Below are 22,467 nucleotides of genomic sequence, written 5' to 3' on the forward strand. Positions count from 1 at the left end.
GCGCTTTGGGAGGAAAATCATGAATAGTCTGAAGCGCAGAACGCTGTTCTGCCTGCTCTCCGGTGCTGCCCTGTCGGCGGCATCTTTCGGTCACGCCATTGCGCAGGACCGCACCTCGGTGAAGATCGGTTACGCCGTCTCAAAAAGCGGCGCCAATGCCACGGGTGCTGGCATCACCACCATTCCGAACTACAAATTATGGGTGAAGGAGGTCAACGATGCCGGTGGTCTCACTTTGCCGGATGGCAAGCGCCTGCCAGTGGAAGTGGTCGAATATGACGACCGCTCCTCGGCCGAGGATGCGGTGCGGTTCACCGAGCGTCTGGCCAGCCAGGACAAGGTCGATTTCATCCTGCCGCCCTGGGGCACGGGCTTCAATCTGGCCGTTGCGCCGCTTTACGACCGTTTCGGTTATCCACAGCTGGCTGTAACCGGCGTGACCGACAAGGCGCCGGATTTTGCGGCGCGCTGGAAAAAGAGCTTCTGGATGCTGGGCGGCGGTCATGATTATGCCAATGCGCTGGCCGACGTTTTGAAAGCTGCGCGCGATGCCGGCCAGATCAACGACAAGGTCGCGGTGATTTCCGTGGCTGACGGTTTCGGCATCGATCTCATCAAGGCCGCGCGGCCGGCGCTGAAGGAAGCGGGTTTCACGCTTGCCTATGACAAGACCTATCCGGTCGGCACTTCGGATTTCGCAGCACTTGTGAACGAGGCGGCGTCGAGCGGTGCGGACAGCTTCATCGCCTTTTCTTATCCGCCCGACAGTTTCGCGGTGACGAAACAGGCGCAGACGGCCCGGTTTAACCCGAAGGTTCTCTATGTTGGCGTCGGCGGCGCTTTCCCGATCTTCCCGAAGGTTTCCGATGGCAAGCAGGAGGGCGTGATCAGCATCGGCGGCGTCGATGGCAGCAGCGACAAGATCGAGGACTATTTCAAACGCCACGAAGCCTTCATCGGCACCAAGCCGGACAGCTGGGCAAGCGCCATCACCTATGCCAGCCTCGAAATGCTGGCCCAGTCGATCCAGCGCGTCGGCCTCGACAAGGCGGCGGTCGCGGGCGAGCTTTCGACTGGAAGCTTCGAGACCGTCATCGGTCCGGTCAAGCTTGAAGACAACCAGCTTCGCCAGCTCTGGTGGGCGGGGCAATGGCAGGGTGACCGTTTCGTGGCGATTGCGCCCGCAGACCGCGCAGGTGCGGCGAAGCCGGTCGTTCCGAAGCCGCAATGGTGAACCTTTGCCGGCCGGGGCCGTAAACCCCGGCCGGAGGGCTTCGGCCATGTTCCATACTGGAGACATTTCCTTGTTTTTATCCACCCTCATCTTCGGCTTGATGCTGGGAGGGACCTATGCGCTGATCGCGCTTGGACTTTCGCTGCAATATGGCATCGCCCGCATCATGAACCTTGCTTATGGCGAAGTGCTGATCGCGGCTGCCTTCATCACCTTCGTGCTGTTTTCCAGTTATGGCCTGTCGCCGCTCTGGTCGCTTTTCATCATCGTGCCGCTCGGTTACGGCCTGTCTTTCGTCATCTACCGGGTCATGATGCGGCCGCTGGTGCGCCGTTCGGGCGGCTCCGGCCGTCTGGAAGTCGATTCCATTCTGGCGACCTTCGGGCTGCTCTTCGTTATCCAGGGCATCATGCTCGTGGCGTTCGGCGGCAACTACCATTCCTATTCCTATCTCTCCGATGGCGTCGACATCTTCGGCACGACAGTGGCGCTGAACCGGCTCCTGTCCTTCGGCCTGTCGGTCGCAATCGGCGGCGGGCTTTATCTCGCGCTTACCCACAGCCGCTGGGGCCTTAACCTGCGGGCGGTGGCGCTTGCGCCCAAATCCGCGCCGCTGGTCGGCATTGATGTGAACCGCGTGGCCTCGATTGGCTTTGCTCTCGGCGGCGCACTCGCCGTGGCCGGCGGGGTGATGATCTCGATGTATCAGACCTTTTCCGCCTCCTATGGCGTGGTCTTCACCATGAAGGCGCTTGTCGTCGTCATCATGGGCGGTGTCGGCAATCTGCTCGGCGCGCTGGTGGCCGGCCTGCTGCTCGGCCTCGTGGAAACCTTCGTGCTTGTTTATGTCGATCCCGGCCTCACGCTTGCCGCCACCTATCTGCTCTTCCTCGTGGTGCTGCTCTGGCGTCCGGAAGGCATCTTCGCAAGGAGGGGCAAATGATCCCGCTTCTTATCGGCCTTGCCGCAGCCGCGCTGCTGGCGCTTTCCCCATTCTTTTTCGATGCCTATGGCGTCGGTGTCATCATCGGCCTTCTGGGTTATGCGACGCTCGCTTCCGCCTGGGCGATGTTCTCCGGCCCGACCCGCTATATTTCGCTCGCCACCGTCGCCTTCTTCGGTGTCGGGGCCTATACGGTCGCGGTGCTGAGCGAGGTTTTGCCCTGGCCGCTTGTGCTCCTGTGCGCGGCCCTTGTCGGTGCGGCGCTGGCGCTTGTCGTCGGGCTTTCCACGCTGCGCGTCGCCGGCATTTATTTCGTGATATTTTCCTTTGGCCTTGCCGAACTTATCCGCCAGCTCATCACCTGGTATGAGGTGAACGTGACCGGCACGCTGGGGCGTTACATCTTCCTGCCGCTGGAGCCGCAGCATGTGCTGTGGCAATTGCTGGCGCTGGCTGTCGTGACACTTCTGCTGGCGATCCTCATCGACCGCAGCAAGCTCGGACTGGCGCTGAAGGCAATCGGTGACGACGAGGTCGTGGCCGCCCATGCGGGCATTAATCTCGCCCGCACCAAGCTGACGCTCTTTGTGCTGTCGGCCACGCTCATCACACTGGTCGGCGCCATTCAGGCCCCGCGCTGGGTCTATATCGAGCCGGCCATCGTCTTTAATCCGCAGGTATCGTTCCTCACAGTCATCATGGCCCTGCTTGGCGGAGCCACACGCCGCTGGGGACCCATTCTCGGTGCGGTGCCGCTGTTCCTGCTGTTCGAGTGGCTGGGCGCGAACTTCCCCAACCATTTTTCCATCATTCTCGGCGCTCTCTTCATCCTCATCGTCTTTGTTCTGCCGGATGGCGTGCTGGCGGCGCTGGAGAAGTTGCGCAAAAAGGAGAAAGCCGCATGAGCGCCGTTCTCGAAATCACCGATATCCGCAAGACCTTCGGCGGGCTGAAGGCGGTGGATGGTCTTGGTCTCACCATCGAGGCCGGCGAGGTCGTCGGGCTGCTCGGGCCGAACGGTTCCGGCAAGACGACGCTGATGAACCTGATCTCCGGGGCGCTGAAGCCGACCGAAGGATCGATACGGCTGAAAGGGCAGGAGATTGCCGGCCGGCGGCCGGATGTGATTGCGCGCGCCGGCGTGGCACGCACCTTCCAGCTCGTGCGGCTTTTGCCGTCGCTTTCCCTGCTTGAAAACGTTGCCGTGTCTGCCATGTTCGGCCCGCAGCGGCTTTCACGTCCCGAGGCGGAGAAGGTCGCGCGTGCCTGCCTCGAGAGAATAGGCCTTGCCGGACGGGAGACCCTGCCTGCCGGCGATCTCACCTATATCGACCAGAAGCGGCTTGAACTGGCGCGTGCGCTGGCGGGCGAACCGAAGCTTCTGTTGCTGGATGAATGGCTTGCAGGCCTCAACCCCACCGAACTTCAGGAAGGAATAGCGCTGATCCGGCGGCTGGCATCCGAGGGAACGACGATCCTGCTGGTGGAACATATCATGGCCGCCGTGCGCGCGCTCTGCCCGCGCTCAGTGGTCATGGCGGCGGGTCGCAAGATCGCCGACGGGCCAACGGCAGTGGTGCTTGATGATCCTCAGGTCATTTCCGCCTATCTGGGAGCGGCACATGCTTGAAATAGATGCACTGACAATCCGCTACGGCAAACATCTCGCGGTTGATGGCATATCGCTCAATGTCGCCAAGGGCGAAACGGTGGTGCTGCTCGGTGCCAATGGTGCTGGCAAGTCTTCACTGCTGAAAGCGGTCGGCGGCATGGTGGCGCCGGCCTCCGGCGAGGTGCGCGTAAACGGTGCGTCGCTTGCCGCCGTTTCCGCCCATCAGATCGTGGAGCGGGGCGTGGCGCTGGTGCCGGAGGGGCGCGGAATTTTCGCGGCGCTGACGGTGGAGGACAATCTCCGTCTCGGCGCCAATCCCCGCCATGCCCGTTCAGCGGAAAGGGCGACAAGAGAGCATATTTTCTCGCTGTTTCCGCGCCTTGCCGAGCGGCGGCAGCAGCTTGCCGGCACCATGTCCGGCGGTGAACAGCAGATGGTCGCCATCGGACGGGCGCTGATGTCCGCACCCGATTATCTGCTGCTGGATGAGCCGAGCCTTGGCCTTGCGCCCATCGTTACGCAGGAACTTTTCGCCGCCCTGGCGGAGATCAAAAAGAGCGGCCTTTCCATTCTGCTCGTGGAGCAGAATGTGCGCGAAAGCCTCGCGCTTGCCGATCGCGGTTATTTGCTGGAAGCAGGACGGATTGTCGGGTCAGGCACGGCTGAGGCCCTGTCCGCCGATCCCGCCGTGCAACGGGCGTTTCTCGGCGGCACCACCGCCGCCATTGTCTGAATTCAGGAGGAAGACCATGCAGACTGTCAATCTTTTCATCGGCGGCGACCATTGCCCGGCCGCAAGCGGCAAGCGCTTCGAACGCAGCAACCCCATTACCGGCGACGTGGCGACGAGTGCTGCGGCGGCAACGGTGGAGGACGCCACCCGTGCGGCCGATGCCGCAGCGGCCGCTTTCCCGGTCTGGTCGGCAACGCCGCCCGGTGAACGTCGCCGCCTGCTTCTGGCTGCCGCGCAGGCGCTTCTCGCCGCCGGGCCTGATATTACCCAGGCGATGAAGGAAGAAATCGGCGCGACAGATGCCTGGGCCGGTTTTAACGTCAAACTGGCAAGCGACATGCTGGTGGAGGCGGCAAGCCTAACGACCCAGATCAAGGGCGAGATCATTCCCTCCAACCGTCCCGGAACCATGGCGATGGCACTGCGCCAGCCGGCGGGCGTCGTCCTGTCCATCGCACCGTGGAATGCGCCGGTTATTCTCGGCGTGCGCTCCATCGCCACGCCGCTTGCCTGCGGCAATACGGTTGTGATGAAGACCTCGGAACTCTGCCCGCGCACCCATGCGCTGATCATCGAGGCCGTCGCTTCGGCGGGTCTGCCGAAGGGCGTGCTCAACGCCGTCTCCAATGCGCCGGAAGATGCGGCAAAGATCGTCGATACGCTGATCGCACACCCCGCCGTCAGACGCGTGAATTTCACCGGCTCGACCCGTGTCGGCCGCGTGATTGCTGAAACGGCCGGTCGTTACCTGAAACCGGCGCTTCTGGAGCTTGGCGGCAAGGCGCCGTTCATCGTGCTCGACGATGCCGATATCGATGCGGCTGTCGCGGCTGCCGCCTTCGGCGCTTATATGAACCAGGGCCAGATCTGCATGTCGACGGAGCGCATCATCGTGCTCGACAGCGTCGCCGATGCATTTGTGGAGGCCTTCGCCAAAAAAGCTTCGAGCCTCACGGCCGGCGATCCGCGTGAGGGCAAAACACCGCTCGGCTCGCTGGTCAGCGCCGAAGCGACCGCCCGCATTCGGGCGCTGGTGGATGACGCCGTCTCCAAGGGTGCACGACAGGTCGCCGGTGGCGGCGGCAACGGTACGATGCTCGATGCGATTGCGGTCGATGGCGTCACTCCCGCCATGCGGCTCTATTCGGAGGAAAGTTTCGGTCCTGTCGTCTCCATCATCAGGGCCGGCAGCATCGATGAGGCGGTGAGCATCGCCAATGAAACCGAGTTCGGCCTCTCCGCCGCGATTTTCGGCAGGGATCAGGCACGGGCGCTTTCCATTGCCGCCCGCATCGAAAGCGGCATATGCCACATCAACGGCCCGACCGTTCACGATGAAGCGCAGATGCCCTTCGGCGGCGTCAAGGCCTCTGGATACGGCCGTTTCGGCGGCACGGCGGGCATTGCGGAATTCACCGAACTGCGTTGGGTCACGCTGCAGGACGGGCCGCTGCATTATCCCATCTGAACCGGAAACGGTACAGGCTGGCGGGCGGCGTCATCGCCGCTCGTCGATCAGCCAGCCGGTGAGTTTTCTCACTGCGCTGTCGCTGCTTTTCGGCCGCATCAGCCAGTAGCCGCGTCCCGGTGCGTCAAGGCTTGGGCCTGCCGTTACCAGCACGCCGGCCTCGAGCAACGGATCGACCAGCCCGGCCCAGCCGAGCGCGAAACCCTGTTCGCCGATGGTTGCCTGCACCACCATGGTGTAATTGTTGAAGCTGATATCGCCGCCATCATGCTCGGCACCGCGATGCACGCCAAAATGCTTGAAATAGGCAGCCCAGTCGAACCAATGCGCCTGCGAGGTGTTTTCGAGGTGGATGAGTTTGCGCCGTGAAAAATCAGCGACACCCGCCGGTGCCGGCGTTTCCGCCAGGAGCGCCGGCGAGCAGACCGGCGTGACCTTCTCCGAAAGTAGCAATACCGCTCCTTCGCCCGCCTCCTGCCGCGTGCCGAAAATCACCATCACATCACTGTCGTGTTTGCCCTGGCCGAGCGGATCCTGCGTGGCGACGATCTGGATGTTGATGTCGGGGTTGAGCGCGCGAAATCCGTGCATGCGCGGGATGAGCCACAGGGACGAGAAGGCATAGTCCGTGTGCAGACGGATGGTCTGCCGTTCCTCCGTCCGGCGAAGCTGCTGCGCCAGAAGATCGATGGCGTCGACATTGCGCGAGACGATCTCGAACAGCCTCTGACCCTCCGTCGTCAGTTCGATGCCGCGATGTCTGCGCTGCACGAGCGCCACGCCCAGTTCCTCCTCCAGCCGGCGAATCTGATAGCTGACCGCCGGCTGCGTCAGCCGCAGGGATGCCGCCGCCGCCGTCAGGCTGCCGCGGCGGGCAACCTCGGTGAAAATGCGCATCCATCCCAGATCGAGCGGCCGGTCTGACATTAAAATTCCTTATATCAACTATCGAAAAATACCCGCTTCACAGGCAAAAACAATGTGGTGTTCAATAAACTGGACTAATAAAAGGGGAGCCGCAATGAAAACCATTTCTCATCTGCATCGCATCGCCGCCGGTCTCATTCTGTCCGTGGCGGCCTTCTCCACCCCGCTTCAGGCGGCCGATGACGCGGCCTGCAAGACGATCCGTCTCAGCGATCCCGGCTGGACCGACATTACCGCCACCAATGGCGTCGCCTCCGTTCTGCTCGATGCGTTGGGTTATGAGGCCGACGTCAAGACACTGTCGGTGCCGATTGGCTATCAGGCGATGAAAAACGGCGAGATCGACGTTTTTCTCGGCAACTGGATGCCGGCCCAGAAATCCTTCGTCGATGACCTGAACGCGGCCAAGGCGGCCGAGGTGATGACGAAGAACCTTGAAGGCGCAAAGTTTACGCTGGCAGTGCCTTCTTACATGGCGGAAAAGGGCGTCAAGGATTTCGCCGACCTCGCCAAACATGCCGACGAGTTTGAAAGCAAGATTTATGGCATCGAGCCGGGTGCACCGGCCAACCAGAATATCCAGAAGATCATCGATGCCAATGATTTCGGCCTGAAGGGCTGGCAGCTCGTCGAATCCGGTGAGCAGGCCATGCTGGCGCAGGTGGAACGGGCGGGCAGGGACAAGAAGGCCGTGGTCTTCCTCGCCTGGGCGCCGCATCCGATGAATGAGAAGATCGATATCGCCTACCTCTCCGGCGGTGACGCCTATTTCGGCCCGAATTTCGGCGGCGCGGAAGTCCATACGCTCGCCCGCACCGGCTGGCCGCAGCAATGCCCGAATGCGGCGACGCTGTTCAAGAACCTGAAATTCGATATCGGCATGGAAAACACCCTGATGGGCTCTATTCTCGGTGGCGAGGATTCGAAGGCTGCGGCAACGGCCTGGCTGAAGGCAAATCCGCAGGCGCTGGATGGCTGGCTGCAGGGCGTTACCACGCTGGATGGCAAGCCGGGTGCGGATGCCGTCAAGGGTAAGCTGGGCCTCTAAAATCGGAAAGTGGAAATGCCGCGTCCCAATATTCTGATCCTGATGGCCGACCAGTTTAACGGGACGTTTTTTCCCGATGGCCCGGCCGATTTTCTCCATGCGCCACATCTGAAAGCCTTGGCGGAGCGGTCTGTCCGCTTCGCCAACACCTATACCGCAAGCCCGCTCTGCGCACCGGCCCGCGCCTCCTTCATGTCCGGGCAATTGCCCAGTCGCACGCGGGTTTACGACAATGCCGCCGAATTTGCTTCCGATATTCCGACCTATGCCCATCATCTGCGGGCGGCGGGTTATTACACCGGCCTTTCGGGCAAGATGCATTTTGTCGGGCCCGACCAGCTGCATGGCTTCGAGGAACGCCTGACGACGGATATCTATCCGGCGGATTTCGGCTGGACACCCGACTATACCAAGCCCGGTGAGCGGATCGACTGGTGGTATCACAATCTCGGTTCGGTGACTGGCGCAGGTGTCGCGGAAATCACCAACCAGATGGAATATGACGACGAGGTGGCCTATCACGCCACCCGCAAGCTCTACGACCTGTCGCGCCGGCTCGATGATCGCCCGTGGTGCCTGACGGTCAGCTTCACCCACCCGCACGACCCCTATGTGGCGCGGCGCAAATTCTGGGACCTCTACGAGGATTGCCCGGCGCTCGACCCGCAGACGCCGGCGATTGCCTTCGAGGAGCAGGACCCGCATTCGAAGCGGTTGCTGGAGGCCTGCGATCACGAAGCTTTCGATATTTCGGCAGAGCAGATGCGCCGGGCACGGCGCGGTTATTTCGCCAATATCTCCTATATCGACGAGAAGATCGGCGAAATCCTCGACGTCCTGAAGGCGACGCGGATGGAGGAGGACACGATCATCCTCTTCCTGTCGGACCATGGCGATATGCTGGGCGAGCGCGGCCTGTGGTTCAAGATGTGTTTCTTCGAGGGTTCCGCCCGCGTGCCCTTGATGATCGCCGCACCCGGCTGGCAGCCGGCTTTGATCGATGCACCGGTCTCGACGCTGGATGTCACGCCGACGCTGTGCGGATTGGCGGGGCTCGATATCACTTCACTCAAACGCTGGACGGATGGCGAAGATCTGACGGCGCTGGCTGCGGGAACTGGCGAGCGCGGCCCGGTGCCGATGGAATATGCCGCCGAAGGCTCCATCGCGCCGCTCGTCGCCATCAGGGACGGCCGCTACAAGCTGTCGGTCTGCGAGGCCGATCCGCCGCTGCTCTACGATCTCGAAGCTGACCCGGAAGAGCGCATCGATCTTGCCGGCGATCCCGCTTTCAGCGATGTGCTCTCATTGCTTTCCGCCGAGATTGGCCGGCGTTGGCAATTGCCGGGGTTCGACGCTGCCGTTCGCGAAAGTCAGGCGCGGCGCTGGGTGGTCTATAAGGCGCTGCGCAACGGCGCCTATTATCCGTGGGATTACCAGCCCTTGCAAAAGGCCTCGGAACGCTACATGCGCAACCACATGGACCTCAACGTGCTGGAGGAAAACCAGCGCTTTCCGCGCGGGGAATGAGGCGGGCAGGGCGTGTCACGCGGCGGTCGCCCTTGGCGCGCCGCCCGCCGCCTGCACCGCAAGGCTGCCCGCCGCAACACCCGCCTTGAGGCATTGTTCGTCGCCCAGCCGATGAAGCCATGCGTCAAGAAAGCCTGCATTAAAGGCGTCACCTGCGCCCGTCGTGTCGATGACAGGGACTTTTTGAGCCGCGGCATGCCGAAGTCCGGCTGAAGAGGATACCCATGCGCCCTGCGCACCGCCTTTGAGGGCGACGAGGGGAAAAGCCTCTGCCAGTGCCTTAATGGCCGCTTCCGGCACTGAATGACCCGTGATCGCTTCGGCTTCCTCAAGATTGGGCAAAAAGACGTCGACCCCCGCACAGGCCTTGAGCAGTCCCTTGTCATATATCAGTGACGCGTCCCAGCTCGGATCGAGCGAGACGGAGAGGCCGTTTGCCTTGGCGCGGGAAACGAGATCTGGGATTTCGTGCAGCGTGGCGAATTCGGCAATATGCAGATGGCATGCCGCGTTCCATGCAAAGGCGGCATCAAGGGTTGAAGGGCGAACGGTGCCGGCGCGGCGCGTCAGAAACGCCCGGTCCTGCCCGACCACGCTTGCCACCGTGACCTGCGGTCCCGCATCCGCCGAATGCTCCAGAAATTGCAGGTCGACGCCGCTTTGCTGCATCTTCTCGCCGATCGCGCGCGAAAGCGTGTCTGTGCCGAGCCTTGCGAGCAGCGCGGCCGGGCGGCCGATATGGGCGAAATGCGCGGCGGCAATGAAGGCCCCGCCGCCGGCGGCAATTTCCATGTCGCGGGCAAAGAGTTCCCGGCCGAGAACGGGTAATTTGTCAAGCCCGGTGAAAATAAGGTCGCAATAGATCCGGCCGATGCTGAGGACGGCTGTTTTTTCTGTTGTCATCATGCGCGACCCAGAAGCTTTTCCGTTTTCGCATCGAAAAGATAAAGCGCGCCTGCTTCCGCCTGGCATTGCAACCGGCTGCCGACAGCGGGAATGGATTTGCCTCTGGCCGTCGCAATCACCGAAGTGGTGTCGGTATCCAGATGAACAAGCGTCTCCGGCCCGAGCGGCTCGACTGCCGTTACCGTTCCCTCAAGCGTAAATGTTCCCTGTGCAGCACCGTTCTCGCCGACCAGCAGATCATGTGGCCGCACGCCGATCAAAAGCTCACCCGTGGCGGAGGGCGTAACGCTGCTGGATTTTTTGGTGCCGCGCAGCAGGTTCATCGAGGGGCTGCCGATGAAGCGCGCCGTGAAGATATCCACCGGCGTCTCGTAAAGTTCCGTCGGCGTGCCGACCTGCAGGATATGGCCGTCCTTCATCACCACGATACGGTCCGCCATGGTCATGGCTTCCACCTGATCATGGGTGACGTAGACGGTCGTCGTCTTAAGACGTTGGTGCAAGCGCTTGATTTCAATACGCATCTGCGATCTCAGCTGCGCGTCGAGATTGGAGAGAGGCTCGTCGAACAGAAAGGCGGCAGGATCGCGCACCATGGCGCGGCCGATGGCGACGCGCTGCCGCTGGCCGCCCGACAGGGCCGCGGGACGGCGGTCGAGCAGGGCTTCAAGCCCCAGCACCCGGCCGGCCTCTTCAATGCGCCGGTTCTTTTCCGCCTTGTCGAGCTTCGATGTATAAAGCCCGAAGCCGATATTCTGGCGAACCGTCATATGCGGGTAGATCGCATAGTTCTGGAAGACCATGGCGATGTTGCGCTGTTTCGGCTCTTTCTCGTTGACGACATTTCCGGCGATTTTCAGCGTGCCGTCGGAAATCTCTTCCAGCCCGGCGATCATTCTGAGCGTGGTGGATTTGCCGCAGCCGGAAGGGCCGACAAAAACGACGAATTCGCCGTCTTCAATGGCCAGGTCTATGCCTTTGACCGCTTCGACCTTGCCGTAGCGCTTCACGAGTTGATTGAGTTCGATTGTCGCCATTATCGCGCTCCCGTCAGGGCGGTAAATTTCTCTGTCAGTTCGGTGGCCTTCGCCGCTTCGTGGTCGGCGGATCGCTGTGCTTCCGCTGCCAACGCACCCAACTTGTCTCGATAGGCCGCGATGGCCTCCCGCATCGGTTCGGGGGCAGGGCCGCCGAAGCGGCTGCGAACCGCGACGAAGTGCTCCGGCGAGACGATCTGCCTGAATTTTTTCTCGTCAATGCCGGTCTCGCGTCCTGTCAGCTCATTGAAGGCCTTGAGGAACGGCTGATAGCCGTCATTCGGTAGATCGCCCTTCAGCGCGACGACGCTTCTGGCGACGGTCGCGGCAATTTCATGCGCTTGGCGGAAAGACAGGTCTTCGATACGGACAAGCGAATCCGCCAGTTCCGTGATGGTGATGCAGGAACGGCGGATGTTCTGGTCGACCCTTTCAGGATCGATGCTGATCTGGCCAACGAGGCTGGCGAGAAGATCGAGAACCCGGCCGGCGGAAGAGAAGGCCTCGTAACCCATGCCCTGGGTTTCGCCCTCGCTGTCGTTAATGTCGGTGAAGGGCGTATTGTGCATCACATCAAGCACGGTACGCGCCCGGCCGAATGTCTGGCTGGCGAGGTGGCGCAGATGTTCGATCGGCACCGGGTTGCGCTTCTGCGGCATGATGGAGGAAATCTGCACCAGCGAATTCGGCACGTAGATCTGCCCGACTTCGAAGCTCGTCCAGAACTGGAAGTCCTGAATGAGCCGACCGAGATGCAGGAACATCAGCTCGATCGCGCCGTAGGTTGCCGTCGTATAATCGACGGCGGCGATGCAAGAATAGGAATTGCGCAGCGGCGCGGCAAAGCCCAGCAATTCGGCAACGCGTGCACGGTCGATTGGAAAGCCCGAGGTGGTGATGGCGGCAGCGCCCATCGGCGAAAGGTCAACGATGCGGCGCGCCTCCGCGAAGCGGTCAATATCCCTTATCAACACCTCGATGGCGGCGGAAAGGTAATGGCCGAAGGTCGTGGGCTGGGCGGGCTGCCCATGCGTATAGGCCACAATCAGCGTGGACTGATTGCGCTCGGCGGCATCGATCAGCGCTTTCAGCAGAACGCGTGCCTTGGCGGTGAGCGTGTCGATCTTGTCCTTGAGGCCGATCTTGAACAGCGTGTGATCGATATCGTTGCGCGAACGGGCCGTGTGCAGGCGACCTGCCACATCGACGCCGATGCGGGCTTTCAGTTCCTTTTCGATCAGGAAGAAGAAATCCTCGACCTCGCCGGTATAGACAAGTTCCGATGGCTCGATGGTCCTGTCGATATCCTCAAGCGCGCCGGCGATTTTGGCCGCCGTTTCGGCGTCGAGAATGCCGGTTTCCCGAAGCATGACGAGATGGGCGCGGTCGATGCGGCGGAAGCCGTCGACATGGTGGTTCTTGGCACCGTCGAAAAGCGGGCGCAGCACTGTTTCCTTGTAGACAGGGTCGGGGAACTTGCTGGTATCCGATTGGCGCGGGTTGATATCGGCCATGATATTATCCTTTCAGACCCGCCAGCATCACACCGCGCACGATGTAGCGTTGCAGGACGATGAAGACGATGAGGGTGGGGATGGTCGCAATGGCTGCGCCCGTCATGATCATTTCCCACTGGATCTGCTGCTCCACGGCAAAGCTCGAGAGGCCGACCGGCAGGGTATAGAGTTCCTTGCTTGTCGTGACGATCAGCGGCCAGAAAAAGGCTGTCCAGTTGCCAAGGAAGGTGAAGATCGCGAGTGCGGAGAGTGCCGGCGTCACCAGTGGCAGGGCGACTTTCCACCAGATCTGGAATTCGTTCAGCCCGTCGACGCGCGCGGCCTCGATGAAATCGTTAGGAACCGTCTCGAAGAACTGCTTCATCAGGAAGGTGCCGAAGGCCGTCATCATGCCCGGAAACATGATGCCCCAGTAGCTGTCGAGCCAGCCCAGCTGGCTGGACATCAGATACCATGGAATAACAAGCATTTCGGTCGGTATCATCAGCGTCGAGAGGATTGCGAGGAAGATGAAGTATCGACCACGGAACTCGAACTTCGCCAGCGTATAACCGACCAGACTGTCGAAGAAACAGTTGGAAATGGTGACGACAACGGCGACCAGCATCGAGTTGAAAAACCAGCGCAGGAAACGGCCGTCGGCCATGACGGTGATGTAGTTTGCGATTGTCGGCGCAGCCGGGATGAGCCTGAGATCATAGACTTGATCCGCCGTCTTGAACGATGTCGAGAACATGAACAGCAGCGGCGAAACCATGATCAGGCCACCGATGAACAGCAGCGTCCAGGCGAGAATGCGGCCGGGGCGGATGCGGGCGTGGGAGAGTGGCGAGGCTTCGCTCATTTCTTTTCCCTCAGGACCCAGAGCTGGATCAGCGATACGACGAGAAGAATGGTGAACAGGACAACCGTCTGCGCGGCGGCATAGCCCATCGCATAGGAGTTGAACGCGGTCTGGTAGATCATCAGCACCAGCGGTTTGGTGGAACCGAGCGGCCCGCCCGGATCATTGGTGGTCATGTTATAGACCTGGTCGAAAATGCGCAGGAAGCCGATGGATGAAAACACCACGAGGAAAACGGTGGTGGGTTTCAGAAGCGGCAAGGTTATCTTGCGCAGGATCGCCCATTCACCCAGCCCGTCGATACGGGCGGCTTCGTAGAATGTCGTCGGAATGGCGCGCAGGCCCGCCATGAAGATGATGATCTGGAAACCGAGGCCCGCCCAGATGGCGGTTACCATCACCGAATAAAGCGCCTGATCGGTGGAGCGAATAAATGGCTGCTGGGGAATGCCGATGAGGCCGAGCACGTCGTTGATGATGCCGATGGGCGGCGGCTGATAGAACCAGCGCCAGACCCAGGCCATGGCGGCAGCCGTGGTCAGGTAGGGGAGGAAATAAAGCGCGCGGATAAAGCCGTGCAGAATGCGCACCCGGTCCAGATAAAAAGCGATGACGAAAGCCAGAACAAGGCTGATCGGCGTACCGACGATAAGATAGGCAAAGGTGTTCTTGAACACCTTCCAGAATTGCGGGTCCTTGAACAGCTTGACGTAGTTGGCGATGCCGATGAACTTTGCCGGTCGCAGCAGGTCCCAGTTGGTGAAGGATAGATAGAAGGCCTGCAGCGTCGGGTAAAAACGGATGACGCTGTAAAAGAGGATCGGGATTGCCAGAAAGCTCCAGATCCACAAAAGCCGTTTGGTGCGCATGGAAAGGCGATCTCCGAAGGAGCCGCCGGGGCGGCCGGATGCCGCCCCCTGTTGATCGATCGCTGTCATTGTTGGACCTGCGGTTTTCAGGGTTTCGCCGCGTCGATGATTTCCTGCTCGGCCTCGGCGGCCTGCTTGATGGAATCTTCGACCGACTGACCTTCGAGCAGGACCCGGTTGGTCATGTCGATGGCGTTCTGCCGCTGGGCGGCTTCATCCATGAACAGTGTTGTATGGGCATATTCCAGACCCTTCAGGAACGGCGCGTAGATCGGGTCCTTCAGGTTTTCTTCTGTCAGTGCCGCAGAGCGCCGCGCCGGCAACTCGCCCACCGTCTTCAGCCAGATCGCCATGGCTTCCGGGGAGGAGATATAGGCGAGGAACTTCTTCGACGCCTCAAGCTCTTCACCCGTCGTCTTGGCGCTGATGCCGTTGGCGAAGTAGCTCGCATAGTTGGAGCGGATATTCTTGTCGTTGGTGGGAAGTTCGGTCACGCCCCATTCGAAATCCTTGATGGTGCGGAACGAGCCCAGCCGGAAGGTGCCGTCGATGGTCATGCCGGCCTTGCCGGCGCGGAAGGCGGCCTGGCCTTCATCCATGAAGCCGGCCTGACCGATCTTCTTTTCAAGCTGCAGGCTGGTGTAGAATTTCAGTGCCTGAACGCCCGCCTCGCTGTTATAGGCGACCTTCTGGTCATTGTCGGTATAGGGTTCGCCACCATATTGGCGAATGAGAATCTCACGCCACCACTGGTGATCCTGGCCGCCCATGTCGAGCGTGGAGCCGGCGACCGTCAGGTTTCCGGCGGCGTCGTGCTTGGCGATCTTTTCCGCGGCTGCCACGAATTCGTCGAGCGTCTTCGGCGGATTGGCGGCGTCGAGACCTGCTTCGGTGAAGAGCTTCTTGTTGTAGAAGAGCGCCAGCGAACGAACCGCTGTCGGCAGGCCGTAATAATCGTCGCCGCGTTTCATGGCGCTGACGATCGGGAAGAATTCGCTTTCGATCTTGTCATGCGGGAAGGCGTCGGTCGGCAGTGGCTGCAGGATGCCGCCGGCCGCGAACTTGTCCAGCCAGCCATAGAAGAGCTGCATCACGTCCGGGCCCTTGCCGGAAAGATTGGCGGCGATGACGCGCGTCTGGTAATCGGCGTATGGAAAGGTCACCTGCTTGACGGTGATGTCAGGATTGGCCTTCTGGAATTCCGCGATCAGCTCATCCATGGCCTTTACGCGTGTGTCGAAGACATATTGCCAATATTCGATTTCAACCGCCTGCGCGGCGTTGAATGCAAATGTGCTGAAACCGGCGACCAAGCCGGCGAACAGAGTTGCCCTGCGCATGTAACCCTCCATTTCCTCCGTCCGGTCTTCCGGATGCGGAGTGATCGTTCCCTTTATCCGCGCTTTCGCGCGTGCTCATTCACTCGTCCGGCAACGGGAATTTTCGTGTCCCATCCCCATGCGAGCCTGACCCCCGGTCGTTCTCTACGGTTCTCCGAACACGGGCATTTGTCAATAAGATAATTTACTTGAATTATTATATTGCGCTTATCGTCATTTGGACGTTATGAATTTTCTAAGGGACGGGGAAATTGAAGAGATGACGGTGCACACGGTGGATGCCTATCCCGTAGCAATCGGAAAAAATCCTGAGCGGAGCCGCGAGCATAACAGGCGAGTCGTCCTCGACCTCGTCAGGCGTCACGGATCGCTCGGTCGCGCCCAGATCGCCAAGATCACCCATCTGACAGCACAGGCAGTCGCCAACATCGTCGATGAGCTGGTGGGTGAAGAATTGCTGAAGGAACTCGGCCGTCGCCGCACCGGCAGGGGGCAGCCGCCGATCCAGTTCGCTGTCAATCCGGATGGCGGCGCGACGATCGGCGTGGAAATCGCCGCCGACCATATGGTCACCGTCGGCCTCGATCTCGCCGGCGTGCTGCGCACCCATCGCGTCACGCCGCTGACGGACACCACTCCGGAGGCCATATTCAAGACCTTTGCCGCCGAGCATGCGGCTGTTGCGAAAAATCTCGGTTGCAGGCTGCTCGGCACCGGCGTCGTCATGCCCGGTCCCTTCGAGATTGATGGCATGACCTCGGTCGGGCCAACGACCCTTTCCGGCTGGGGCGGCATCGATGCCCGCCAGATGCTGAGCGACGCCTGCGGCCAGCCGGTTGTGGTGGAAAATGACGCGACAGCCGCTGCCGTCGGGGAGCGCCTGTTCGGCGCGGGGTTGGCGATCCCCAATTTCTGCATGATCTATTTCGGCGTAGGTATCGGTCTTGGCATCATTCAGGATGGCTCGCCCTATCGCGGTGCATTCGGAAACGCCGGCGAAATCGGCCACGTCACCGTATCGCCGCGGGGCAGGGCCTGCCCGTCCTGCGGGCAAAAAGGCTGCCTGGAAGCCTATGCTTCCGTTTACGTGCTGAAGGAAAAGCTCAGCCATGCCGGTATCGCCGATACCGAACTTGGCGATCTTGAAGCTCTGTTTAAAGCCGGCGATCCTGTCGTGACAGAGTGGATCGACGATGCCTCGGCCCATCTCGCGCCGATGATTGCCATGCTGGAGAACATTCTCGATCCGCAGACCGTCATCCTCGGTGGCGCGCTGCCGGAGGTCATCATCAGCGAAATCATTCAGCGCATGGGGGATTTGCCGACCTCGGTCGCAAGCCGGCGGCAGCGGGAACTGCCGCGCGTCATGCACGGCAAATCCGGGCAGTTGACCGCCGCCCTTGGCGCTGCGGCACTGCCGCTGTTCGATATCGTCACACCAAAACTGGAGACATCCCCGGGAGCCGCAGCACAGGCGCCGGGCTGAATATTGGAGGAGACCGCCCATGCTTACCCCCCGCGAACGCATCGAACGGCAGATGGCCGATCCATGGCTCGTTCGCCTGCACCGCAAGCTGAGCGCGCTGAAATCCACCGCCACCGTCATGCATACCGGCGCGCATCCGGATGATGAGCAGAACGGCCTTCTCGCCTATTTCCGCATGGACCTGGGCATGCGGATCATCATTGCCTGTTCGACACGCGGCGAGGGCGGGCAGAACGCGCTGGGGCCGGAAAGACTGGGCGCGCTTGGTGTCATTCGCTCGCGGGAACTCGAAGAGGCCGCCCGTATCATCGATGCCGATATAAGCTGGCTTGGCCACGGACCGGCGGATATGATCCACGATTTCGGCTTCTCCAAGGATGGCGACCAGACCTTCGGCCGCTGGGGGCAGCAGCGCATCGTCGAAAGATTGGTGCGGGCCTATCGCAAGGAGCGTCCCGATATCGTCATCCCGACATTTCTCGATGTGCCGGGCCAGCACGGGCACCACCGCGCCATGACACGGGCTGCAAGAAGCGCGATTGCGCTTGCGGCCGATCCTTCTGCTTACCCTGAACATTTCTCCGAGGGGCTGAAGCCCTGGAAGGTGGCGAAGTTCTACCTTCCGGCATGGTCGGGCGGTGGCGATACCTATGATGACGAAGTGCCGCCGCCGGAAACGACGTTGACGATCAATGCGGCTGGCAGGGAGCAGGCGACCGGTGCGGAATATGACCGTATCGGCGAATGGTCACGTTATTACCATGCCTCGCAGGGAATGGGGCATTGGCCGAAGCGTGCGCAGGAACTCTGGCCGCTTCATCTCGAACTCTCTGACGCCGCCAATCGAGAAGAAGGATCGATCCTCGACAACCTGCCATCGACGCTTGCCGCCCTTGCCGGCGTTGCGGGGCTGGATGCCGAATCCCAGAAAGCACTGGTCGAGGCCGAAAAGGCCATCAACCGGGCGATTGCGGCTTTTCCCGACACGCGGGAAATCACCAGATCGCTACTTGATGCGGCGGCCCTTCTGCAAAAGGTGGATGAAGCCGCGGCAAGTGAATTCACGGACTTGCACGGCCACAGGATCACGCGCAAACGGGCTGAAGTCGATGCTGCCATTCTGACCGCGCTTAATCTTTTTGAGCGGGCCTATGCCGAGCCGGCAGAGATCGTTCCGGGTGGGGAAACGTCGCTTTCTGTGGAGCTTTCCGACCGGGCGGCCGAATTCGATATCAAGGTAACACCGGTTCTTCCGAGTGGAGTGTCGTCGTCCATCAGGTCGTTGGGACAGACAGTTGTCTTTTCCCTTGCTGCCGATCAAACCACGGCTGTCTCAGGTCTCTATCAGCCGGACTGGAAGGCGGCAGGCGGCAACGGCCATGGTTTCGTACGTGTGGCTGCAACACTTGAAGGGCGGGAGGTTTCCGCTCTCTTCGATCTGGAAGAACCGTTTTTCGTTACGCCGGCGCAGTCGCTCACGCTTTCGCCGGATGCATTTCTCGTTCCGCTGGAGCAAGGCCGGGACACACATGTGTTTCAGGCCCTTGTGAAAGGCGCGGATACACCGATTTCATTCAGGGGCGCTGGCGGCTGGAATGTGAACCGATCGGGAGACGGCTGGGTTGCCGAACGCACGGGCGAGGGCGCTGCGGGGCTTTCACAGCTTGAGGCGATCTCCGGTTCGCAGCCGGCTTTCCAGGTCACCCCTATCGCCTATCCGCATATTGGCAGGGCGCGGTTTCTGGCCCCGTCCGTCATGAAAATCCTGTCGCTGGACCTGAAGCTGCCCAAGGGCGCGCGGATCGGTTATGTCGGCGGCGGTGCGGACCGGGTCGGTTCATGGCTGTCGCGTATGGGTCTCGATGTCACCGAACTCGACGCGCAGGCGCTCGGCGGCGATCTCTCGTCTTTCACGACAATTGTCGTCGGCATATTCGCCTTCGGCATCCGCAGGGATCTCACTGCTGCGACGGAGAAGCTTCATCGCTTTGTCGAAAACGGCGGCCATCTGGTCACGCTCTATCACCGGCCGACCGACGGGTGGAACCCGGAGACAACGCCGGTCCGGCGACTTGAAATCGGCAAGCCGTCCCTGCGCTGGCGGGTAACGGACCCGAAGGCGGAGGTGACGGTGCTGTTGCCCGATCATCCGCTGCTTGCCGGCCCCAACATCATCGGCGCTGCCGACTGGGCGGGCTGGGACAAGGAGCGCGGGCTTTATTTCGCCTCGCGCTGGGATGACGTGTACGAGCCATTGCTTGCCATGCACGATGTCGATGAGCAGCCTCTCAAGGGCGCGCTGGTCTCGGGCGTCATCAGCAAGGGCCGTCACACCCATACCAGCCTCGTGCTGCATCACCAGATGGACAAGCTTGTGCCGGGGGCGTTCCGCCTCATGGCAAACCTTGTGCAACCGGCGTGAATGCCCACGGACAAAGTGAGAAACAGGAAAACCCGCGCGAAACCGATACGCGCGCGGGTATCGGCTGGCTGTTGCTGGACATGACTCTTGTTGCGGGAGGAATGACAGCGCTGGTCAAGGCGCAGGGTGTTACCTATCCCGCCTTCCAGCTCGTCTTCATCCGGGCGATGATCGGCCTTATCTTCATCCTGCCTTTGATCTGGCGGCATCGGATGGAGATGCTGCGCGTCAAATATCCCTGGCGCAACCTCTTGCGCATCTGCTGCAACGCCATTGCGCTCACGAGCAATTTCATTGCCATCACCCTCCTGCCGCTTGCCACTGTCAACGCCGTCGGCTTCTCCCGACCATTGGTGACGATGGCGATGGCCGTTGCTTTTCTCGGTGAAAGAGTGAGTCGGTATCGCTGGGCCGGAGCCTGCCTCGCATTTGCCGGCGTGCTTGTTGTCATCGGGCCGGGTGGGGCGGAGTTTAACGGGGGCGTGCTTGTCGTCCTCGTATCTGTGGTGTTCGGCGCACTTGCAGTGATCCAGACCCGGGCGTTGCGGCAGGAAAACACTACGGTCATGATGGTATTTTATACCGTTGGCCTTGCCGTCATCACTGCCGTTCCGGCGATCTGGACATGGAAGCCGGTTGCGCCGCTCGACTGGGGGCCGCTGCTGGCCATCGGGCTTCTGGCGCAGATGGGGCAATATTGCTTCCTGCGGGCCTATCGTATCGCCGATGCCAGCGTCCTCGCACCCGTCAGCTATCTCTCGATCCTGTTCGTCACGGCTGTCGGATATTTCCTGTTTGACGAGGTGCCCGAAACCCGTGTCGTGCTCGGCATCGCCATTATCCTCGTTTCGTTGCAGTCCACCGCACTTGTGGAATATGTTTTAAAGACACTTCGCCGCCGGAAGTAACGGAAACGCCCCTACCTCTGAAATTCCAAGACCCTGAGCCGGATCCAGTTCAAGGTTGCGAGTTTGGCGCGATCGTAAAATGAACGGGCGAAGCGCACATAGCGCATGATCCAGGCGAGCCAGGCATAGGTGAGGAGCTTTTCCTTCCCCGCGTGATAGATGCGTTCGACGATCAGGAAGGTTGCCAGATGGGCGAGGATCGTGACACCGATCCCTGTCTTGATTGCACCATGGGCAATCAGGAGAAGGCCGACGATCTTCATGGGTTCGGCAATAGCGAAGGGCACGGCAAGACAGAGAAGAATGGCGAGACGCGGCAAGTCGGCGATCCGGTTTTCCAGTCGCCTGATGAATGTTATGCCGGATATGGCCCTGATGACAGGCCGATAAAGCGGCCGGAAAATTCCGTCGAGGATCAGTGCAAATACGATGATTGCCCTGATTGGAAAAACGAGGATCGTGCGGACTTTGCTGTTCACCTCAGCCGGTCTCCAAGGAGGTTGTTCCGTCCATTCTTAGCCGCCTGAAACGTGGCAAAACGAAGTTGTTTTTTCAGGTTCCGTCCTGCCGAACGCTCGCATACATGCCGGTGGTGCGAAATTCGCTGGGATTGGTGCCGTAAAGACGGCGGAAGACCTTGGAGAAATAGTTCGGATCCTCGAACCCACACAGCACGGAAACCTCCTTGATCGGGATGTTTGCGGCCGTGGTGAGAAGCTTGGCCGCCCGCCTCAATCGGCGTTGCAGCACGAATTCAGCGGGCGGCATGCCTTCGCTTGCCGTGAAGATGCGGGAAAAATGCGCGCGGCTGAGGCCGGCGACGCCCGCGAGGTCGCTGACGGATAGACGCTCGCCGAGATGGCTGTCTATGTGGCTCAGCACCTGTTGCAGGGTGCGATATTCGCCGCCGAAAGAAGGGTGCGAACCGAAGACATCATCATAAAGCGTCATAGCTGCCTCATAGGCCACGGCGGAGGCCGCCCCCGGCGTTTCCGCGCCATTGACCAGGCGCGAACAGCATTCGGCAAGGTGATCGACGGTTTCGGACTGGAGCTTGAGGATCGGGCCGGTGACGGCGAGGATGTTGCGGTGAATGCGCAGGGCTTCCTCGCCATTCATGGAAATCCAGAAGAATTCCCACTCCTTGCCCTCTTCCAGCCAGTAGCGGTGATTGTGGGGGATGAGCAGCAGCAGGGTTTCGCCCGGCTTCACCACATAGTGGCGGTTCTCGTAACGCAGGTTGCCCTGTCCGCTGATACAATATTGCAGCACCGTGAAGGGCGTCTGGCCGCGCTTGCGTCCGTCCCAGTCGTAATTGCCGCCGCGGCGGATTTCATAACCGCTGCTGGTCGGCATGGTGTGCAGCGTCTGGCGGCCGCGCGGCAGCGAGACGGTGCGCATGCCCGGTCCCTGATCGATCAAATCGCGCAGCACAAAATTACCCATGAAAGCATAATCCTTCTCTGGTCCTCACCCTCATTATACGCATAATCCCGATCCGAGGAGACAGCCAACGGGATATTGTTGCTGAAAAATTGGGAGGAAGGCCGGTTTTCCGGGATTCTTACGGGTATTTTTCTACAGCGCCATTTCATGACCCTTCGGCCCGTTTCACCCGTTCGATTTGCAACAGAGGTGGCGTT

20 protein-coding genes are annotated in these 22,467 nt (G+C 60.8%); 11 read left to right on the top strand and 9 right to left on the bottom strand.

What is annotated here, in order from left to right:
- The first annotated feature begins 19 nt into the window (after positions 1-19).
- The 6 genes from AKG12_RS22050 to AKG12_RS22075 all read left to right on the top strand — a co-directional run bounded on the left by AKG12_RS22050 (position 20) and on the right by AKG12_RS22075 (position 5,990).
- Positions 20-1,234 carry an amino acid ABC transporter substrate-binding protein gene (locus tag AKG12_RS22050; RefSeq protein ID WP_052820428.1) on the top strand — a complete coding sequence of 405 codons (1,215 nt, stop codon included), beginning with the start codon at positions 20-22 and terminating at the stop codon, positions 1,232-1,234.
- A 70-nt stretch (positions 1,235-1,304) separates the two neighbouring features.
- Entirely contained in the window at positions 1,305-2,177 is an 873-nt protein-coding gene (locus AKG12_RS22055) for a branched-chain amino acid ABC transporter permease (protein WP_052820453.1), read from the top strand.
- Positions 2,174-3,082 carry a branched-chain amino acid ABC transporter permease gene (locus tag AKG12_RS22060; protein ID WP_046801184.1) on the top strand — a complete coding sequence of 303 codons (909 nt, stop codon included), beginning with the start codon at positions 2,174-2,176 and terminating at the stop codon, positions 3,080-3,082. Before AKG12_RS22055 ends, AKG12_RS22060 begins: the two co-directional genes overlap by 4 nt.
- The gene (locus AKG12_RS22065) at positions 3,079-3,807 is read left to right on the top strand and encodes an ABC transporter ATP-binding protein (protein ID WP_052820429.1); all 729 of its coding nucleotides are present in this window, start codon (positions 3,079-3,081) and stop codon (positions 3,805-3,807) included. The genes AKG12_RS22060 and AKG12_RS22065 overlap by 4 nt, the downstream gene beginning before the upstream one ends.
- A complete protein-coding gene (locus tag AKG12_RS22070) occupies positions 3,800-4,522 on the top strand; it encodes an ABC transporter ATP-binding protein (protein ID WP_052820430.1) in 723 nt (240 codons plus the stop codon). Before AKG12_RS22065 ends, AKG12_RS22070 begins: the two co-directional genes overlap by 8 nt.
- A gap of 16 nt (positions 4,523-4,538) precedes the next feature.
- A complete protein-coding gene (locus AKG12_RS22075; protein WP_052820431.1) occupies positions 4,539-5,990 on the top strand; it encodes an aldehyde dehydrogenase in 1,452 nt (483 codons plus the stop codon).
- A gap of 30 nt (positions 5,991-6,020) precedes the next feature.
- Here the strand turns inward: AKG12_RS22075 and AKG12_RS22080 are convergent, their stop codons facing one another.
- A complete protein-coding gene (locus AKG12_RS22080; protein ID WP_052820432.1) occupies positions 6,021-6,917 on the bottom strand; it encodes a choline sulfate utilization transcriptional regulator in 897 nt (298 codons plus the stop codon).
- Between the two features lie 94 nt (positions 6,918-7,011).
- Here AKG12_RS22080 and AKG12_RS22085 point away from each other — a divergent pair, with 94 nt between their 5' ends.
- Positions 7,012-7,965 (top strand): choline ABC transporter substrate-binding protein, encoded by a 954-nt coding sequence (locus tag AKG12_RS22085; RefSeq protein ID WP_052820433.1) that lies wholly within the window; start codon positions 7,012-7,014, stop codon positions 7,963-7,965.
- A gap of 15 nt (positions 7,966-7,980) precedes the next feature.
- Positions 7,981-9,495: a choline-sulfatase gene (gene betC / locus AKG12_RS22090; protein WP_052820434.1), complete on the top strand. Its 1,515-nt coding sequence runs from the start codon at positions 7,981-7,983 to the stop codon at positions 9,493-9,495.
- A gap of 15 nt (positions 9,496-9,510) precedes the next feature.
- On the opposite strand, the gene AKG12_RS22095 is transcribed toward betC, so the two are convergent.
- The 6 genes from AKG12_RS22095 to AKG12_RS22120 are packed head-to-tail and all read right to left on the bottom strand — an operon-like array spanning position 9,511 to position 16,020.
- Positions 9,511-10,401 carry a carbohydrate kinase family protein gene (locus AKG12_RS22095; RefSeq protein WP_052820435.1) on the bottom strand — a complete coding sequence of 297 codons (891 nt, stop codon included), beginning with the start codon at positions 10,399-10,401 and terminating at the stop codon, positions 9,511-9,513.
- On the bottom strand, positions 10,398-11,438 hold the full coding sequence (locus AKG12_RS22100) for an ABC transporter ATP-binding protein (RefSeq protein WP_052820436.1): 1,041 nt from the start codon (positions 11,436-11,438) through the stop codon (positions 10,398-10,400). Before AKG12_RS22100 ends, AKG12_RS22095 begins: the two co-directional genes overlap by 4 nt.
- Positions 11,438-12,952, bottom strand: a complete 1,515-nt coding sequence (argH, locus tag AKG12_RS22105) for an argininosuccinate lyase (protein ID WP_052820437.1) — start codon at positions 12,950-12,952, stop codon at positions 11,438-11,440. Before argH ends, AKG12_RS22100 begins: the two co-directional genes overlap by 1 nt.
- A gap of 4 nt (positions 12,953-12,956) precedes the next feature.
- Positions 12,957-13,799, bottom strand: a complete 843-nt coding sequence (locus AKG12_RS22110) for a carbohydrate ABC transporter permease (protein ID WP_046801194.1) — start codon at positions 13,797-13,799, stop codon at positions 12,957-12,959.
- Positions 13,796-14,737 carry a carbohydrate ABC transporter permease gene (locus AKG12_RS22115; protein ID WP_046801195.1) on the bottom strand — a complete coding sequence of 314 codons (942 nt, stop codon included), beginning with the start codon at positions 14,735-14,737 and terminating at the stop codon, positions 13,796-13,798. The genes AKG12_RS22110 and AKG12_RS22115 overlap by 4 nt, the downstream gene beginning before the upstream one ends.
- Positions 14,738-14,754: 17 nt before the next feature.
- Positions 14,755-16,020, bottom strand: a complete 1,266-nt coding sequence (locus AKG12_RS22120; RefSeq protein WP_046801196.1) for a sugar ABC transporter substrate-binding protein — start codon at positions 16,018-16,020, stop codon at positions 14,755-14,757.
- A 247-nt stretch (positions 16,021-16,267) separates the two neighbouring features.
- On the opposite strand from AKG12_RS22120, the gene AKG12_RS22125 reads away from it, so the two are divergent.
- Genes AKG12_RS22125 through AKG12_RS22135 form a run of 3 tightly spaced genes read left to right on the top strand, consistent with a single transcriptional unit; the run spans position 16,268 to position 20,824 of the window.
- The gene (locus AKG12_RS22125; protein ID WP_046801197.1) at positions 16,268-17,494 is read left to right on the top strand and encodes an ROK family transcriptional regulator; all 1,227 of its coding nucleotides are present in this window, start codon (positions 16,268-16,270) and stop codon (positions 17,492-17,494) included.
- A gap of 19 nt (positions 17,495-17,513) precedes the next feature.
- On the top strand, positions 17,514-19,916 hold the full coding sequence (locus tag AKG12_RS22130; RefSeq protein ID WP_052820438.1) for a PIG-L family deacetylase: 2,403 nt from the start codon (positions 17,514-17,516) through the stop codon (positions 19,914-19,916).
- Entirely contained in the window at positions 19,913-20,824 is a 912-nt protein-coding gene (locus tag AKG12_RS22135; RefSeq protein ID WP_052820439.1) for a DMT family transporter, read from the top strand. The genes AKG12_RS22130 and AKG12_RS22135 overlap by 4 nt, the downstream gene beginning before the upstream one ends.
- An 11-nt stretch (positions 20,825-20,835) precedes the next feature.
- Here AKG12_RS22135 and AKG12_RS22140 read toward each other — a convergent pair whose 3' ends face one another.
- Together AKG12_RS22140 and AKG12_RS22145 are read right to left on the bottom strand one after the other, a co-directional pair.
- The gene (locus AKG12_RS22140; RefSeq protein WP_046801200.1) at positions 20,836-21,303 is read right to left on the bottom strand and encodes a hypothetical protein; all 468 of its coding nucleotides are present in this window, start codon (positions 21,301-21,303) and stop codon (positions 20,836-20,838) included.
- A gap of 73 nt (positions 21,304-21,376) precedes the next feature.
- Entirely contained in the window at positions 21,377-22,270 is an 894-nt protein-coding gene (locus tag AKG12_RS22145) for an AraC family transcriptional regulator (protein ID WP_052820440.1), read from the bottom strand.
- Positions 22,271-22,467 lie beyond the last annotated feature (197 nt).

Origin of the sequence: Agrobacterium sp. SUL3 (genome assembly GCF_001263295.1) — a bacterium.
Classification (GTDB): Bacteria; Pseudomonadota; Alphaproteobacteria; order Rhizobiales; family Rhizobiaceae; genus Agrobacterium; species Agrobacterium tomkonis.

Bases quoted from the DNA above. Each gene is read 5' to 3' on its own strand.
- AKG12_RS22060 (WP_046801184.1), top strand. From the start codon at position 2,174: ATGATCCCGCTTCTTATCGGCCTTGCCGCAGCCGCGCTGCTGGCGCTT.
- betC (WP_052820434.1), top strand. From the start codon at position 7,981: ATGCCGCGTCCCAATATTCTGATCCTGATGGCCGACCAGTTTAACGGG.
- AKG12_RS22110 (WP_046801194.1), bottom strand. From the start codon at position 13,799: ATGAGCGAAGCCTCGCCACTCTCCCACGCCCGCATCCGCCCCGGCCGC.
- AKG12_RS22120 (WP_046801196.1), bottom strand. From the start codon at position 16,020: ATGGAGGGTTACATGCGCAGGGCAACTCTGTTCGCCGGCTTGGTCGCC.
- AKG12_RS22125 (WP_046801197.1), top strand. From the start codon at position 16,268: ATGACGGTGCACACGGTGGATGCCTATCCCGTAGCAATCGGAAAAAAT.
- AKG12_RS22070 (WP_052820430.1), top strand. From the start codon at position 3,800: ATGCTTGAAATAGATGCACTGACAATCCGCTACGGCAAACATCTCGCG.
- AKG12_RS22085 (WP_052820433.1), top strand. From the start codon at position 7,012: ATGAAAACCATTTCTCATCTGCATCGCATCGCCGCCGGTCTCATTCTG.
- AKG12_RS22075 (WP_052820431.1), top strand. From the start codon at position 4,539: ATGCAGACTGTCAATCTTTTCATCGGCGGCGACCATTGCCCGGCCGCA.
- AKG12_RS22080 (WP_052820432.1), bottom strand. From the start codon at position 6,917: ATGTCAGACCGGCCGCTCGATCTGGGATGGATGCGCATTTTCACCGAG.
- AKG12_RS22100 (WP_052820436.1), bottom strand. From the start codon at position 11,438: ATGGCGACAATCGAACTCAATCAACTCGTGAAGCGCTACGGCAAGGTC.
- AKG12_RS22130 (WP_052820438.1), top strand. From the start codon at position 17,514: ATGCTTACCCCCCGCGAACGCATCGAACGGCAGATGGCCGATCCATGG.
- AKG12_RS22095 (WP_052820435.1), bottom strand. From the start codon at position 10,401: ATGATGACAACAGAAAAAACAGCCGTCCTCAGCATCGGCCGGATCTAT.
- AKG12_RS22065 (WP_052820429.1), top strand. From the start codon at position 3,079: ATGAGCGCCGTTCTCGAAATCACCGATATCCGCAAGACCTTCGGCGGG.
- AKG12_RS22050 (WP_052820428.1), top strand. From the start codon at position 20: ATGAATAGTCTGAAGCGCAGAACGCTGTTCTGCCTGCTCTCCGGTGCT.
- AKG12_RS22145 (WP_052820440.1), bottom strand. From the start codon at position 22,270: ATGGGTAATTTTGTGCTGCGCGATTTGATCGATCAGGGACCGGGCATG.
- argH (WP_052820437.1), bottom strand. From the start codon at position 12,952: ATGGCCGATATCAACCCGCGCCAATCGGATACCAGCAAGTTCCCCGAC.
- AKG12_RS22115 (WP_046801195.1), bottom strand. From the start codon at position 14,737: ATGACAGCGATCGATCAACAGGGGGCGGCATCCGGCCGCCCCGGCGGC.